The organism is Aeromonas sp. R7-2, from assembly GCF_040908105.1.
GTDB lineage: Bacteria > Pseudomonadota > Gammaproteobacteria > Enterobacterales > Aeromonadaceae > Aeromonas > Aeromonas caviae.
Map to the genome: position 1 here is coordinate 115,993 of NZ_JBFODC010000036.1, position 13,100 is coordinate 129,092.

The 13,100-nt window shown below is 63.8% G+C and carries 14 protein-coding genes; 10 read left to right on the plus strand and 4 right to left on the minus strand.

Annotated elements, in window-relative coordinates; genetic code table 11:
- Nucleotides 1–103 precede the first annotated feature (103 nt).
- Nucleotides 104–1,480 carry a C4-dicarboxylate transporter DcuC gene (gene dcuC, locus AB5Y47_RS15840; RefSeq protein ID WP_368220379.1) on the minus strand — a complete coding sequence of 459 codons (1,377 nt, stop codon included), beginning with the start codon at nt 1,478–1,480 and terminating at the stop codon, nt 104–106.
- A gap of 285 nt (nt 1,481–1,765) precedes the next feature.
- On the opposite strand from dcuC, the gene AB5Y47_RS15845 reads away from it, so the two are divergent.
- From AB5Y47_RS15845 to AB5Y47_RS15875, 7 genes are all read left to right on the plus strand, one after another.
- The gene (locus tag AB5Y47_RS15845; protein WP_010674057.1) at nt 1,766–2,080 is read left to right on the plus strand and encodes a hypothetical protein; all 315 of its coding nucleotides are present in this window, start codon (nt 1,766–1,768) and stop codon (nt 2,078–2,080) included.
- A 374-nt stretch (nt 2,081–2,454) separates the two neighbouring features.
- The gene (locus tag AB5Y47_RS15850) at nt 2,455–2,805 is read left to right on the plus strand and encodes an ArsC family reductase (protein WP_039039874.1); all 351 of its coding nucleotides are present in this window, start codon (nt 2,455–2,457) and stop codon (nt 2,803–2,805) included.
- A 22-nt stretch (nt 2,806–2,827) separates the two neighbouring features.
- Nucleotides 2,828–3,955 (plus strand): succinyl-diaminopimelate desuccinylase, encoded by a 1,128-nt coding sequence (dapE, locus tag AB5Y47_RS15855; protein ID WP_368220380.1) that lies wholly within the window; start codon nt 2,828–2,830, stop codon nt 3,953–3,955.
- Nucleotides 3,956–3,984: 29 nt separating this feature from the next.
- A complete protein-coding gene (locus AB5Y47_RS15860; RefSeq protein ID WP_029314223.1) occupies nt 3,985–4,671 on the plus strand; it encodes a M15 family metallopeptidase in 687 nt (228 codons plus the stop codon).
- Nucleotides 4,671–4,817, plus strand: coding sequence for a hypothetical protein (locus AB5Y47_RS15865; RefSeq protein WP_010674048.1), 147 nt, complete (start codon nt 4,671–4,673; stop codon nt 4,815–4,817). The genes AB5Y47_RS15860 and AB5Y47_RS15865 overlap by 1 nt, the downstream gene beginning before the upstream one ends.
- Nucleotides 4,818–5,085: 268 nt before the next feature.
- Entirely contained in the window at nt 5,086–6,813 is a 1,728-nt protein-coding gene (locus AB5Y47_RS15870; RefSeq protein ID WP_194859934.1) for a potassium/proton antiporter, read from the plus strand.
- 45 nt (nt 6,814–6,858) lie between these two features.
- Nucleotides 6,859–7,962 carry a beta-N-acetylglucosaminidase domain-containing protein gene (locus tag AB5Y47_RS15875; RefSeq protein WP_045525256.1) on the plus strand — a complete coding sequence of 368 codons (1,104 nt, stop codon included), beginning with the start codon at nt 6,859–6,861 and terminating at the stop codon, nt 7,960–7,962.
- 142 nt (nt 7,963–8,104) lie between these two features.
- Here AB5Y47_RS15875 and AB5Y47_RS15880 read toward each other — a convergent pair whose 3' ends face one another.
- Nucleotides 8,105–8,737 (minus strand): LysE family translocator, encoded by a 633-nt coding sequence (locus AB5Y47_RS15880; RefSeq protein ID WP_039039878.1) that lies wholly within the window; start codon nt 8,735–8,737, stop codon nt 8,105–8,107.
- Between the two features lie 164 nt (nt 8,738–8,901).
- On the opposite strand from AB5Y47_RS15880, the gene AB5Y47_RS15885 reads away from it, so the two are divergent.
- The 3 genes from AB5Y47_RS15885 to AB5Y47_RS15895 all read left to right on the plus strand — a co-directional run bounded on the left by AB5Y47_RS15885 (nt 8,902) and on the right by AB5Y47_RS15895 (nt 11,526).
- Nucleotides 8,902–10,524 carry a methyl-accepting chemotaxis protein gene (locus tag AB5Y47_RS15885; RefSeq protein WP_368220381.1) on the plus strand — a complete coding sequence of 541 codons (1,623 nt, stop codon included), beginning with the start codon at nt 8,902–8,904 and terminating at the stop codon, nt 10,522–10,524.
- A 178-nt stretch (nt 10,525–10,702) separates the two neighbouring features.
- A complete protein-coding gene (locus AB5Y47_RS15890; RefSeq protein WP_010674042.1) occupies nt 10,703–11,233 on the plus strand; it encodes a DUF1523 family protein in 531 nt (176 codons plus the stop codon).
- On the plus strand, nt 11,230–11,526 hold the full coding sequence (locus AB5Y47_RS15895; protein ID WP_039039881.1) for a helix-turn-helix domain-containing protein: 297 nt from the start codon (nt 11,230–11,232) through the stop codon (nt 11,524–11,526). The genes AB5Y47_RS15890 and AB5Y47_RS15895 overlap by 4 nt, the downstream gene beginning before the upstream one ends.
- Before the next feature lie 96 nt (nt 11,527–11,622).
- Here the strand turns inward: AB5Y47_RS15895 and AB5Y47_RS15900 are convergent, their stop codons facing one another.
- A complete protein-coding gene (locus AB5Y47_RS15900; RefSeq protein ID WP_045525252.1) occupies nt 11,623–12,099 on the minus strand; it encodes a hypothetical protein in 477 nt (158 codons plus the stop codon).
- A gap of 29 nt (nt 12,100–12,128) precedes the next feature.
- Entirely contained in the window at nt 12,129–13,064 is a 936-nt protein-coding gene (gene rihA, locus AB5Y47_RS15905; RefSeq protein ID WP_045525250.1) for a pyrimidine-specific ribonucleoside hydrolase RihA, read from the minus strand.
- Between the last annotated feature and the right edge of the window lie 36 nt (nt 13,065–13,100).

Genomic DNA, 13,100 nt, shown 5'->3' on the forward strand with positions numbered 1-13,100 from the left:
TGTTTTTGCAACGATAAGAGTGGGCGGGCACTCGACGCCGCCTCGTCAACGGCGGTCGGCCAGCGTGGATCAACTGGCCGCCGCCTCTACTACACCAGAGCCTTTACATGAACAGCAGATAGTTGAGGAGCAGCGCCGTCACCAGGGCCCCCGCCATGGGCACGCTGGTGCGCTTGACCACCACGAAGGGAGAGACCTTGGCGATGCCCGCACAGGCGATGAGCACCGCCGCGATGGGGGAGACGGTGCGGCCGATGCTCGAGGCGAGCTGCATCGGCAGCAGCATGGTCACCGCTGGCACGCCAAACTTGGCTGCCACCGCGGGGGCCAGGGAGGAGAAACTGAGGAAGGCTGCGTTGCCCGAGCCCATGATGACCGCCGCCACCATGATGAGCCCCACCATCACCAGGGTCATCAGGCCGCTGCCGATGCCTGCATTGCTGGCAGAATGGAGCAGGGTGTCGATGGCGCCGATGGCCTTGAGGGATTCGGCGAAGAGCTCGGCACAGACGATGAGCGCCACCACGGGGCCGAACACCTTGCCCATGCCGTCGAGGAAGCTCGACAGCCCCGCGAAGGCGGTGCGCACCGAGCGGGTGCGCAGCAGCTCGCACAGCATGCCGATAAAGACCGACAGCAGCATGGCCACCTCCACGCTGACGCTGATGGTGGTCACCAGGAGCTTGGAGAAGGTCATCATCAGTACGAAGGGGATGATGGGCAGCAGGCCGTACCAGGTCGGCGCCGCCACCTCGTCCGCCCCTTTTTCGTCAAGCTCCGCGTGCTCGCCGCGATGCAGGGCCGGATCCCAGCCCTCCTGGCTGTCACAGTGCCGCTGCCAGAAGAAGTGCAGCACCATGGTCACCAGCAGCATGGGGACCACCAGCCAGATCTGGTAGTCGACGAAGTAGCTGGTGGGATCCATGCCGGATTGACCGGCGGAGAAGATGGCGTTGGTCTGGGTCGGGCCGATTTCGAACGCCTGGGAGGTGGCGATGACGCCGCAGGCGGAAGCCGGGCTGATGCCGAGGTTGCGCATCACAGGGTACATGGTGACCATCAACAACAGGCCAAGGCCGGTGGCGGAGGTGACGAACAGGGAGACGAAGACCGCCACCAGGTAGCAGATGGCCAGCATCAGGTAGCTGGACTGGATGCCCGCCACCGGCTTGACCGCCACCCGCACCAGGGCCTGGGAGGCGCCGATATGGGACATGTAGGTGGCAAAGCCCGCCACCGCCATGATGGTGAGGCCAAGGCCCGCCGCCCGGTAGGAGAAGATCCCCTTGAACACCTCGAACAGGTCGAACAGGGCGAAGCCGGTGCTCTTGTCGGCGGGCAGAATGGGGTGCAATCCCAGCCAGTAGGCCACCGCAAAGAGGGCCATGCCTGCCAGCGCCAGCACCGCCTGCGGGTTGTAATCCTTGATGATGCCGTAGACCACGGCGATCAGCACGAGCAAGACGAAGACGAGTTCCAAGGTGCACTCCTGACAAGATTATCGAGAAGCGCAATCTAGTGGGGGATCTCCCCTTTCCTCTTGATCACCATCAATAAAGATGGAAAAAGCAAACGGTTGTAGATTTTTATTCCGAAAATAAAACCAAAAACGACATTTAACATCACGAAACTGGATCTAGAATGCTCCCCAGGGTATCCCTGACCGACAACCGCCACTTTGTTTGCGTTGGATCAACATCCCGCCGGGGTGAACTGGCCAAGATGCCCGTCGACACAGAGCGACCATTTCGCACCGGAGAGAGTTATGACAAACCAAGCCACCGCAGGCACCCCGACCTGCGACTGCAAGCTGTGGGACATCCTCGTCGAGTCTGCAAAGGAACGCACCACCATTCGTTACTCCAAACTGGCCAGGCAGGCCGGGCTGGAGCAGTGCCAGGATGAACTGCGCACCCTGCTGCAACGCATCCGCATGTATTGCACCGAAAATCACCTGCCCATTCTCTCCGCCATCGTGATGGATGACGTGGGCAAGTACGCCGGCCTCTCCTCCAGCCTGCCGGATGCCCCCTGGGAGCGGGCACGGGTCTTCGATCACGAGTGGACCACCCTGCACTGAGTGCCGCCCCCTGAATCCGGAACGCGCCCAGACCAGCAGGCGCGTTCTGGTTTTTGGCCCCCGCCGTTTCTTCCCCGGCCCCAGCGGCCCCATCCGGCCAGGTGTGCTTCCCTGTGAGGCTCCCTGCCCCCTGTCGTCCTATCCGGCCAGGTGTGCAGCATAAGGGCCTCCTCCCTCGGTCTCCCCCTTTGATGCCGCAGCGCATCCCGTCCCAGACCAGCGTGTGCTGGCGCGCGGCCCCCTCCCTTCTCCACTCGGCCTGACTGGTAAAACCAGCCCATCCGGCCATGAGCGTTGCCATGGGGGGGCCACAATGCCAGAATCGGGCCCTTGCACGATTTCAGGGCCGCCGGCCCGCAGACAAAGGATCCCCCATGGCCACCACCCTCTATGGCATCAAGAACTGCGACACCATCAAGAAGGCCCGCAAGTGGCTGGAGGAGGCGGGTATCGATTACCGCTTTCATGATCACCGCGCCGACGGTCTGAGCCCGGAACAGCTCGATCTCTGGCTCGCCAAGCTGGGCTGGGAAGCCCTGCTCAACACCCGTGGCACCACCTTCCGCGCCCTGCCGGAAGCAGAAAAACAGGGGCTCGACACCGCCAAGGCCCGTGACCTGCTGCTGGCCCACCCGGCCATGATCAAGCGCCCGCTGCTGGACCAGGACGGCACCCTGACCCTGGGCTTCAAGGCAGACCTCTATCAATCCCTCTTCTCCCGTTAACTTTTTCTGTTAAGGAACACCGATGTCGGACGTCATCACACTGGCCAAGGATCTGATCAGCCGCCCCTCCGTGACCCCCCTGGATGAAGGGTGCCAGACCCTGATGGCGGAGCGCCTCGCACGCCTGGGGTTCGTCATCGAACCCATGGTCTTTGAGGACACCACCAACCTCTGGGCACGCCGTGGCAGCGAGGATCCCCTCTTCTGCTTCGCCGGCCACACCGACGTGGTACCCGCCGGCCCCCTGGAGAAGTGGGACACCCCGCCATTCGAGCCGACCATCAAGGACGGCATGCTCCATGGCCGGGGCGCCGCCGACATGAAGGGGTCTCTGGCCGCCATGGTGGTGGCGACCGAGCGCTTCGTGGCCGAGCACCCGGACCACAAGGGCTCCATCGCGTTTCTCATCACCTCGGATGAAGAGGGGCCCTTCATCAACGGCACGGTACGCGTCATCGACACCCTGGAGGCACGCAACGAGAAGATCCGCTGGTGCATCGTCGGCGAGCCCTCCTCCACCGCCCAGGTCGGGGACGTGGTGAAGAACGGCCGTCGCGGCTCCATCACCGGCGATCTGCTGGTGCGCGGGGTGCAGGGCCACGTCGCCTACCCCCATCTGGCGGACAACCCTATCCACAAGGCGGCCCCGGCGCTGGCGGAGCTCGCCGCCATCGAGTGGGACAAGGGCAACGCCTACTTCCCCCCCACCAGCTTCCAGATCGCCAACATCCAGGGCGGCACCGGCGCCTCCAACGTCATCCCGGGGGAGTTGCAGGTCCAGTTCAACTTCCGCTTCAGCACCGAGCTCACCGATGCGGCTATCCGCGAGCGGGTCGAGGCGCTGCTGACCCGTCACGGCCTGGACTTCGAGCTGAAGTGGACCCTCTCCGGCCAGCCCTTCCTGACGGACACCGGCGCCCTGCTGGACGCCACTGTCGCCGCCGTGGCGGCAGTGAACGGCCAGCAGCCGGCCCTGCTCACCACGGGGGGCACGTCCGATGGGCGCTTCATCGCTCCCACCGGGGCGGAAGTCATCGAGCTCGGCCCGGTCAACGCCACCATCCACAAGGTGAACGAGTGCGTGAAGGCGGACGATCTGGATCTGCTGGCGGATATGTACCAAGGGGTGCTGGCACGACTGCTGGCATGAGCGGCGCTCCGGACAAGAGAGACCAGACCATGAATCAGGATCAACTGCTTGGGCTGGATGAGAGCCACCTCATCCTGGTGGGGCGCGGCCCCCATCGTCTGACCGCCGCCACCGCGGCGGCCTTCAACGACATGCAGGTGGCTGCCGCCCATGCCGGTTTCAACCTGCAGGCGGCCTCCAGCTGGCGCGGCTTCGAGCGCCAGCTCGCCATCTGGAACGGCAAATGGCGCGGGGAGCGCCCTCTGCTGGATGCGCACAACCAGCCCCTCGATGCCCTGCAACTGGGCGAGACCGAGCGACTGCACGCCATCCTGCACTGGAGCGCCCTGCCCGGCACCAGCCGCCATCACTGGGGCACGGATCTCGACATCTACGATCCGGACTGCCTGCCCGCCGGCACCCGGCTCGCGCTGGAACCCTGGGAGTACGAGGCGGGCGGCTGGTTTGCCGATTTGCGCGAATGGCTGGACGATCACATGAACGACTTCGGCTTCTTCCTGCCCTATGCAAAAGGGGAGCAACCGGATCAGGGGGTGGCCTACGAGCCCTGGCACCTGAGCTTCGCGCCCGAATCCGACGGGCTGGCCCTGGATCCGGCGGCGCTGGCGCTTTGTCTGGAACGAGCGGATATTGAAGGCAAGGAGTGCATCCTGGCTCATCTCGACGAGATCCTGGCCCGCTATGTCACCCCGGCACACCACGAAAGGAGATTCTGATGAGCTTGTGGTTATGGATAGGCTTGCCGCTGCTGTTTTTGCTCGGCCTGTTTCTCAACGCCATCAAGGACATGAAGCAGCTCGAGAAACAGCTGCCCAAGTACAAGGACAAGATCCGGGAGGTCAAGGACGACGAGGACGACTGACCCCCTCGCAGGAGCCCGTCGGCGCTCCTGCACCCTTCCCGTCCACGGCATTTTTTCGCCCTCTGCCGCCCCCCTCTGCCTGCACTGAAAGCCCCATCCATTGCCCCCTTTCCCTGCGCTTTCCCGCGCGGGCACTCCGCCCTCACCCTGCTTGAAAACAGCGCAACAAACGTAAAAAACTGCAAAACAATGCACAATTAAGCCACACAAAGGGGGTCAATCTGCATATAATGTGCCTGTTTTGCAGCCCGCCATAAGGAGTTCGCCATTGGATGCTACCACCGTCAACAGTTTCTTCTTCATCGGTGCCCTGTTGGTGGGTGCCAGTGTCCTGTTGAGCGCACTCTCCTCCAGAGTCGGCATCCCCATTCTGGTCATCTTCCTCGCCGTCGGCATGCTGGCGGGTGAGGATGGTCCCGGCGGCATCCACTTCGCCGACTACTCGGTCGCCTACCTGGTGGGCAACCTGGCACTGGCCATCATTCTGCTGGACGGCGGCATGCGCACCCGGGTCTCCTCCTTTCGGGTCGCGCTCTGGCCCGCGCTCTCGCTGGCCACGGTCGGGGTGGCCATCACCACCGGCCTCACGGGCCTCGCCGCCGCCTGGCTGTTCGACCTCAACCTGATGCAGGGGATGCTCATCGGTGCCATCGTCGGCTCCACCGATGCGGCGGCGGTCTTCTCCCTGCTCGGCGGGCGCAGCCTCAACGAGCGGGTCAGCGCCACCCTGGAGATTGAATCGGGCAGCAACGATCCCATGGCGGTCTTTCTCACCGTCACCCTGATCGAGGTGCTGGCCACCGCCCAGCAGGGGCTGGATGCCGGCTTCCTGCTACTGCAACTCGTCAAGCAGTTTGGTCTGGGCGCTGGCATCGGCCTTGCGGGGGGCTGGCTGCTGTGGAAGCTCATCAACAGTGCCAAGCTCGCCCCCGGTCTCTATCCCCTGCTCACCGTGAGCGGCGGCCTGCTCATCTTCGCCCTCACCACGGCGGTGGGGGGCAGCGGCATCCTCGCCATCTACCTCACCGGCCTGCTGCTTGGCAATCTCTCCCTGCGCAGCCGCAGCACCACCCTCTCCGTGCTGGACGGCCTGACCTGGCTCAGCCAGATCGGCATGTTCCTGGTGCTGGGGCTGCTCGCCTCTCCCCACAAGCTGCTGCCCATCGCCCTGCCGGCACTGGCCCTGGCCATGTGGATGATCCTGTTTGCCCGTCCGGTGTCGGTCTGGATTGGACTGCTGCCGTTCAAGAACTTCGCGCCGCGCGAGCGCTGGTTCATCTCCTGGGTGGGGCTGCGCGGCGCCGTGCCCATCATCCTGGCGGTCTTCCCCATGATGGCGGGGCTGCCCAATGCCCAGCTCTACTTCAATGTCGCCTTCTTCGTGGTGCTGGTTTCGCTCATCCTGCAGGGCAGCTCGCTGCCGTTGGCATCAAAGCTGGCGCGAGTGGAGGTGCCCGCACCGCCCTCTCCCATCAACCGCTCTGGGCTGGAAATCGATCTCGACAGCCAGTGGGAGACCTTCGTCTATCGCCTGAGCGCCGAGAAGTGGTGCATCGGCTCCCCCTTGCGGGAGCTGCGCATGCCTCAGGGCACCCGCATCTGCGCCCTGTTCCGCGGCCAGGAGCTGCTCCACCCCTCGGGCAGTACCTGCCTGCAATCCGATGACATCCTCTGCGTCATCGGCCACGAGCACGACCTGCCCGCCCTCGGTCAGCTCTTCAGCCAGGCGCCGGAGCAGGATCTGGGCCCGCGCTTCTTCGGTGACTTCCTGCTGGAGGCCAACGCCAGGCTGGTGGATCTCGCCCCGCTCTACGGGCTGGATGTGAGCGAGGTGGCGGATCAGAACCTCGGCGATTTTATTGCCCATCAGTTGGGCGATAATCTGGTGGTCGGTGACCATGTCGCCTGGCAGGGACTGCTCTGGACGGTGGCGGAAATGGAAGAGGGTGAACCCCGCAAGATAGGGGTACGCTTCCTGGAAGAAGACCCCGTCTAGGCGCCGGCCATCGTAGCCCGCATTTGTGTGAGAAGGGAGTGAACCATGCCTTATCAAACCCTGTTGTCCGGTCTGTATCCTCCCTCGCCCAAGCTGGGCCTCATCGAGGGTTTCTTTGGCAAGGGCTGGAGCTGGGAAGCCCGTGCCCGCTACGCCCAGTGGCTGCCCCGCCACGGCTATGGCTTCTACCTCTACGCCCCCAAGGAAGACGGCTACCTGCGCAAGCACTGGGCCACCCCCTGGCCCGCCGACCAGCTTGAAGCCCTGTGCCAGCTCGCCCGCCAGTGCCGGGAGAACGGTCTGGCCTTCGGGGTGGGCCTGAGCCCCATGGGAGCCCATCACGACTATGCCCGCCAGCGACCCGCCCTGCTGGAGAAGGTGAGGCTCATCGAAGAGGCGCTCAAGCCCGATATCCTGGCGATCCTGTTTGACGACATGAAGGGGGACACCCCGGATCTCGCCCACTGGCAGCTCACCATCGCCCACGACATCGCGGCCCACACCGACGCAGGCCGCCTGCTGTTCTGCCCCAGCTACTACAGCACGGATCCGGTGCTGGAGAAGGTGTTCGGTGCCATGCCCCCCCACTATCTGCAGGATCTGGGTCAGGGGCTCGACAGGCGCATCGATGTCTTCTGGACCGGCCCCAAAGTCTGCTCCACCGAGTATCCGGCTGCCCACCTCAAACAGGCCGCCGACTGGCTCCATCGCAAGCCCTTCCTGTGGGACAACTATCCGGTCAATGACGGCAGCAAGGCGAGCAGCTTCCTGCACCTGCGCGCCTTCGAAAACCGTCCGGCAGAGCTGGCAGATCTCGTGAGCGGCCATGCGGTCAATCCCATGAAACAGGCGGCCCTCTCGGCACTGCCGCTCGCCACCCTGCCCATGAGCTACAAGCTCGGCAAGCAGTACGATCCTGACAAGGCGCTTCACGCCTCCCTCAACGCCACCTGCGGGCCGCAGATCTCCGCCATGATCCAGGCAGACCTGCCGCTCTTCCAGGACATCGGTCTGGCCCAGCTCACACCCGAGCAGGTCATCCATCTCAAGAGCCGCTACCTGCCGTTCCAGGATCAGGCCTGCGTGAACGAGATCCTGCGCTGGCTGGCCGGGGAGTACGTGTTCGATCCGGACTGCCTGACCGACTGACCTCATGAGTCCATGAAAAGTGGGGTCATGAATAAACGGGCCCATGTAAAAGGCCACCTCCCGGGCAGGGAGGTGGCCTTTTTGCATCATCTCTCTTCAGGTGCCCCATGGCGTCACATAGGGCGGCAGATTGAGCGGGTGTTTAACCGAAGGCCAGCCAGACCCCGACAAACAGCATGAGAGAGCCCGCGATCCGGTTCATCAGAGTGACATTGCCGCTCTTGGCGAGGAAATGGCGCAAGGTGCGGCCACCGCTGGCATAGAGCATCAGGCAGGAGAACTCGATGACCAGGATGAGCGCGACCAGGGCCCCTATCTGGGGTGCCATCGGCTTGGCCGCATTGATGAAGGGGGGCAGCAGGGAGACCATGAAGGCCCACCCCTTGGGGTTGGCGATGGCGGTCACGAACCCCTGCACGGCCAGTCCCATGGGGCTGGTCTGCTGGCCCGCCGAGAGATCCGCCGGGATGGCCATCTTGCCCTTGGCCTGCCACATCTGGATGCCGAGCCAGACCAGGTAGGCGCCACCTACATATTTGAATGCTGAGAACAGGGCCGGGTAGTTGAGCATGACTGCCGCCACCCCGACCACCGACAGCACGGAGACCAGGCCGACGCCGACAAGCTCCCCCCACATCATGTGCAGGGTACGGCGCACCCCCAGACTCATGCCCAGGGTCATCGCCAGGGTCATGCACATACCGGGGGTTACTGAGACAAAAAAGAACGTGGGAATAAAGAGCGCCAAGATGGCGGGATCAATCCAGTCGGACACACTACACCTCCAGGGTAACAAGCAGACGATCTTGCCTATCACACTCTTTTAACACAAGAAAAACCTTTTCATTCAGCAAGAATTCAGCATTAAAAACCCTGTGACAAGGATTGTCGCGCCTGTGTAAGATGCCGCCTCACTCCTCTTTCGGGTTAGGATCTTTCATGTCATTGAATAATCTGTCCATTCGTCTTCAAGTGCTTATCCCTCTCCTGCTCGCCAGCCTGTTGATGCTGCTGATGGCCGTGATCAGCAAACAGGAAATCGACGGTGCCATTCAGGACATGAATGAAACCACCGCCAGCGTCACCCGCCACAAGGACGACATCGCGGCCCTGATCCACGCCACCTACCGGCTGCGCACCAACGCCATCTACGGCCTGTACGATGAGGCCCTCTTCGCCCAGTTGCCGGCCCAGCTCTCCGCCGCCGAGCAGGAGATTGGCGCCATCCTGACCAGACTGGTTGTCACCGGAGCCGAGCAGGACAACCGTCAGGTCGCGGCCGCCCTGCAGGCCTACCTCGGCCATACCCGCAGCAGCATGCTGCCCCTGCTGACCGCCAAGTACCAAGGCAGTGGCGATCCCGCCGCCTATGAGCAGGCCCGCCTGCACTTTCGCGATCTGGGGGAGGCGCTCATCAAGCAGATCGATGCCATGTCCGTCCACATCAATCAGCTGACCCAGACTGAGATTGCCGAGGAGCAGGCCCACTACCGCGCGACCCTGCTGCGCACCCTGCTGCTGATGGGGGGCACCCTGATCGCGGCCCTGCTGGGCGGCTGGTGGATCTCCGGGCGCATCGTGCAGCCCATCGGCCAGTTGCAGGAGGTGATGCACGCCGTCGCCCTCGGCCGCTTCAACGTGCGTGCCAATGCCGAAGGCAACAACGAGCTGGGCCAGCTCGCCAGGGATATCAACCGGACCCTGAGCCAGCTTGCCAACACCATCCAGACCCTGACCGGCATCAGTGGCAATGTGGCCTCCGCCGCCACCGAGCTTGCCGCTGTGATGACCCAGGCAGAGGTCAACGCCCAGCAGCAGCGCGGTGAGACCGAACAGGTGGCCTCCGCCGTCACCGAGCTGGCCAGCACCGCCGACAACGTCAACCACAACGCCGCCCTGGCCGACGAGCTGGCCCGGGATGCCAACAGTCGGGTCGAGCAGGGGCTGGCCCTGTTTGCCGAAAGCATCGAGGCCAACGGCCGCATGGCGGGCAGTCTGGAGAACGCCGCGACTGTGGTGGCCAGGCTCAAGTCCCAGTCCGAGCAGATCGGCAAGGTGATCGAAGTCATTCAGAGCATTTCGGAGCAGACCAACCTGCTGGCCCTCAACGCCGCCATCGAGGCGGCCCGCGCCGGTGAAAGCGGCCGCGGCTTTGCGGTGGTGGCCGACGAAGTGCGCCTGCTGGCCGCCCGTACCCAGGACTCCACCAAGGAGATCCAGGCCATCATCGAGCAGTTGCAGAGCCAGTCCCTCTCCGCCAACAGCGGCGTGCAGCAGACCCTGGAGATCCTCGGCCACAACCGGCAGCTCTCCGCCGAGGTACAGGCATTGCTGGGGGGCATCACGGATGCGGTCAACCAGATCAACGGTGCCAACGCCCAGGTGGCGACCGCGGCAGAACAACAATCCTGCGTCACCGCCGACATCAGCCGCAACCTCACCAACATCCACGAGATCGTGAACCAGAACGCCGCCGGCATCAGCCAGAGTGCCGCCGCCAGTCACGAACTGTCACAGCTCGCCGAGCAGCAGCGCAGGCAGCTCGCCCAGTTCCTGCTCTGATACTGCGAGGATCTCTTCGATACCGCGGGGCCCGGCGCTGGCCCCGCACTTGCCCCTCCCCCTTCACGCCTCCTGTTTAAAACGGGTTTTTGCCATCAAGGTGTCATTGGGGGCTGGGCTGCATTCGCAAATGTGGGTATGGTAGAGGCACGTCACTCCCCCTCATCGAGAGATCATCATGAGCCTGAAGTTCAAGAAACCCGCTTTTATCATGCTCGGCCTCATCGCCCTGCTCTCCGCACTCTGGCTCGATTTCTATCTGCCGGAACACACCATCGCCACCATCACCGGGGTGGAGGTGAAGCGCACCGACAAGGATGGCCCCATCAGCCAGAAGAACCCGGCTGACGGCCCCACCACCGACGTCTATTACATCTACACCGAGCGCCCCGGCGAGAAGATCCGGGTGTTTCGCAATGAAGACACCGAATGGGGCTGGCCCTTCTACTTCAAGTTCAACGCCGCCGACGTCCAGGCCAAGGCCAAGTCCATGGAGTTCGAAAAACGCCTGGCCATCATCACCTCCTACGGCTGGCGCGTGAACATGTTCTCCATGTTCCCCAACGTCACCAAGATCGCGAGCACCGAGCCCGATGCCTCCACCTGGAGCTTCTTCCGCTGGTTCTGGTTCGGTGTCTGGGCCCTGGTGATGGGCAAGGCGGCCATCGCCACCTGGCGCTACTTCGATCGCCTCGAGGACGAGATATGAGCGAGCCGAGTAAGACCCGCACCAGCTTCTATCGCCGGCTCTACGTGGCTCACCTCATCAGTCAGGGCACGGACACCGTGCCCGCCATCATGGAGGCGACCGGCATGCCGCGCCGCACCGCCCAGGACACCCTCAGCGCCCTGGCGGAGCTCGACATCCAGTGCGCCTTCGAGCAGACCGAGGGGGCTCGCCATCTGCAGGGGCACTACCGCATCAGCGACTGGGGGCCCATCAATCCGGCCTGGATTGCTGCGCAGCTTCCCGTCATCAGGCAGACCCTGGGGTATCCTTGACACCCCGGACCCGGGTCTGCTCCCATAGAGAAGGGGCCAGCCTTGCGGCTGGCCCCTTTCTTGTCTGGCCTGATATCCCGTTGCCCTCCCCCGGACTCACTCCCCTTCGCCGAAAGACGCTTCCGGCAGCGGCTCCGCCGACTCACCCCGGGTGCAGTCGATGATGGAGCGCTTTGGATTGTTGGGGTCGCGCAGCAACAGGGGGGCCATCCCCTCGTCATGCAGCCTCTCGTCGGAAAATTCGCTGCCATAGGCGTTATGTGTCAGCCTGCGGGCATTGGCGATGGGGGTATCCACGAAGAGGGCATGTACCTCGAAGGTGGAGGCTGGCACCAGGAAGCCGACGATGGGCAGGCCGTGCAGCTCCTGATGGACTTTGTACCAGGCAAAGCCCTCGCTCACCTTGTCAGGGGTATACATGGCGAGCTGCGGATTGGCCGGGCGCCCGGTCTCGATGTCGAGATGAAGGGTATCCAGCTCGCAGGTCGCCAGCCCCTGCCACATCTTCTCGAACGGGGTCGCGCAACCCGTCAGTTGCATGCATGTCAGCAGCGCCAACGTCCCTTTCCACATTCCCAACCCCTTATCCGATGTCCAGGATGTCAACCAAATGAGCGCAGTCGCTGCACCAGCAACTCGATGAAACCGACCCTGTCGAGCCCCAGCAGCACCAGGGCATTGGCCGGTTTGCCGGTCAGGTCGTAGCGATCCACCACCGTCATGCCCAGGGTATGGGTCCCGCCGGTTTCGATATCGACCCGGCACTCCACCCCGTGAAACAGGGAGGGCGCCAGCAGCCAGGCGATGGTACAAGGGTCATGGAGCGGTGCGCCAGCAAATCCCCACTTGGGATCCCGATGATAGATCATGAAAAAGTCGAGCAGCTGTGCCACGCACTGCGCCACCGGGTTGGGAATGACGCGTACCCGCTCGATATCCTCGTCCATCACCTGGGCCTCGTGGGTCACGTCCAGCCCGCACATGGTGATGGGCAGCCCCGACTTGAAGACCATATCGGCCGCTTCGGGATCCACATAAATATTGAATTCCGCCGCGGGGGTCCAGTTGCCCGCACCGGCGGCGCCCCCCATCAGCACAATGCGGGCGATCTTCTGCTTGAGCTCGGGGTGGGCCGCCAGCAAGAGGGCAATGTTGGTGAGCGGCCCGGTCGGCACCAGGGTGACCGGCTCCGGGCTCTCGCGCAGACACCTTGCCATCAGTTCAAGGGCGCTCATCGCCCGGGGAGCAAAGGCGGGATCCGGCAGCTCTGGGCCGTCCAGCCCCGATTCGCCGTGGACGTTGTCGGCGATGATGAGCTCACGGGCCAGGGGCTTGGCTGCCCCCGCCGCCACCGGGATGTCGTCGCGGCCGAGCAGGGTCAGGATGCGCAGGGCATTGTTGAGGGTCTTGTCCGGGGTCTGGTTGCCCGCGCTGGTGGTGACCGCCAGCACCTTCAGCTCGGGGCTCGCCAGCGCCAGAATGAGGGCGATGGCATCATCGTGGCCGGGATCGCAATCGAGAATAACGGGCAACGCCATGGACAGACTCCTTACAACATGACAGGGAGCCATACC

Coding starts and splice junctions, on each gene's coding strand:
- AB5Y47_RS15885 (WP_368220381.1), top strand. CDS start 8,902: ATGTCATTGAATAATCTGTCCATTCGTCTTCAAGTGCTTATCCCTCTC.
- AB5Y47_RS15845 (WP_010674057.1), top strand. CDS start 1,766: ATGACAAACCAAGCCACCGCAGGCACCCCGACCTGCGACTGCAAGCTG.
- AB5Y47_RS15890 (WP_010674042.1), top strand. CDS start 10,703: ATGAGCCTGAAGTTCAAGAAACCCGCTTTTATCATGCTCGGCCTCATC.
- AB5Y47_RS15895 (WP_039039881.1), top strand. CDS start 11,230: ATGAGCGAGCCGAGTAAGACCCGCACCAGCTTCTATCGCCGGCTCTAC.
- rihA (WP_045525250.1), bottom strand. CDS start 13,064: ATGGCGTTGCCCGTTATTCTCGATTGCGATCCCGGCCACGATGATGCC.
- AB5Y47_RS15860 (WP_029314223.1), top strand. CDS start 3,985: ATGAATCAGGATCAACTGCTTGGGCTGGATGAGAGCCACCTCATCCTG.
- AB5Y47_RS15850 (WP_039039874.1), top strand. CDS start 2,455: ATGGCCACCACCCTCTATGGCATCAAGAACTGCGACACCATCAAGAAG.
- AB5Y47_RS15865 (WP_010674048.1), top strand. CDS start 4,671: ATGAGCTTGTGGTTATGGATAGGCTTGCCGCTGCTGTTTTTGCTCGGC.
- dapE (WP_368220380.1), top strand. CDS start 2,828: ATGTCGGACGTCATCACACTGGCCAAGGATCTGATCAGCCGCCCCTCC.
- AB5Y47_RS15900 (WP_045525252.1), bottom strand. CDS start 12,099: ATGTGGAAAGGGACGTTGGCGCTGCTGACATGCATGCAACTGACGGGT.
- AB5Y47_RS15875 (WP_045525256.1), top strand. CDS start 6,859: ATGCCTTATCAAACCCTGTTGTCCGGTCTGTATCCTCCCTCGCCCAAG.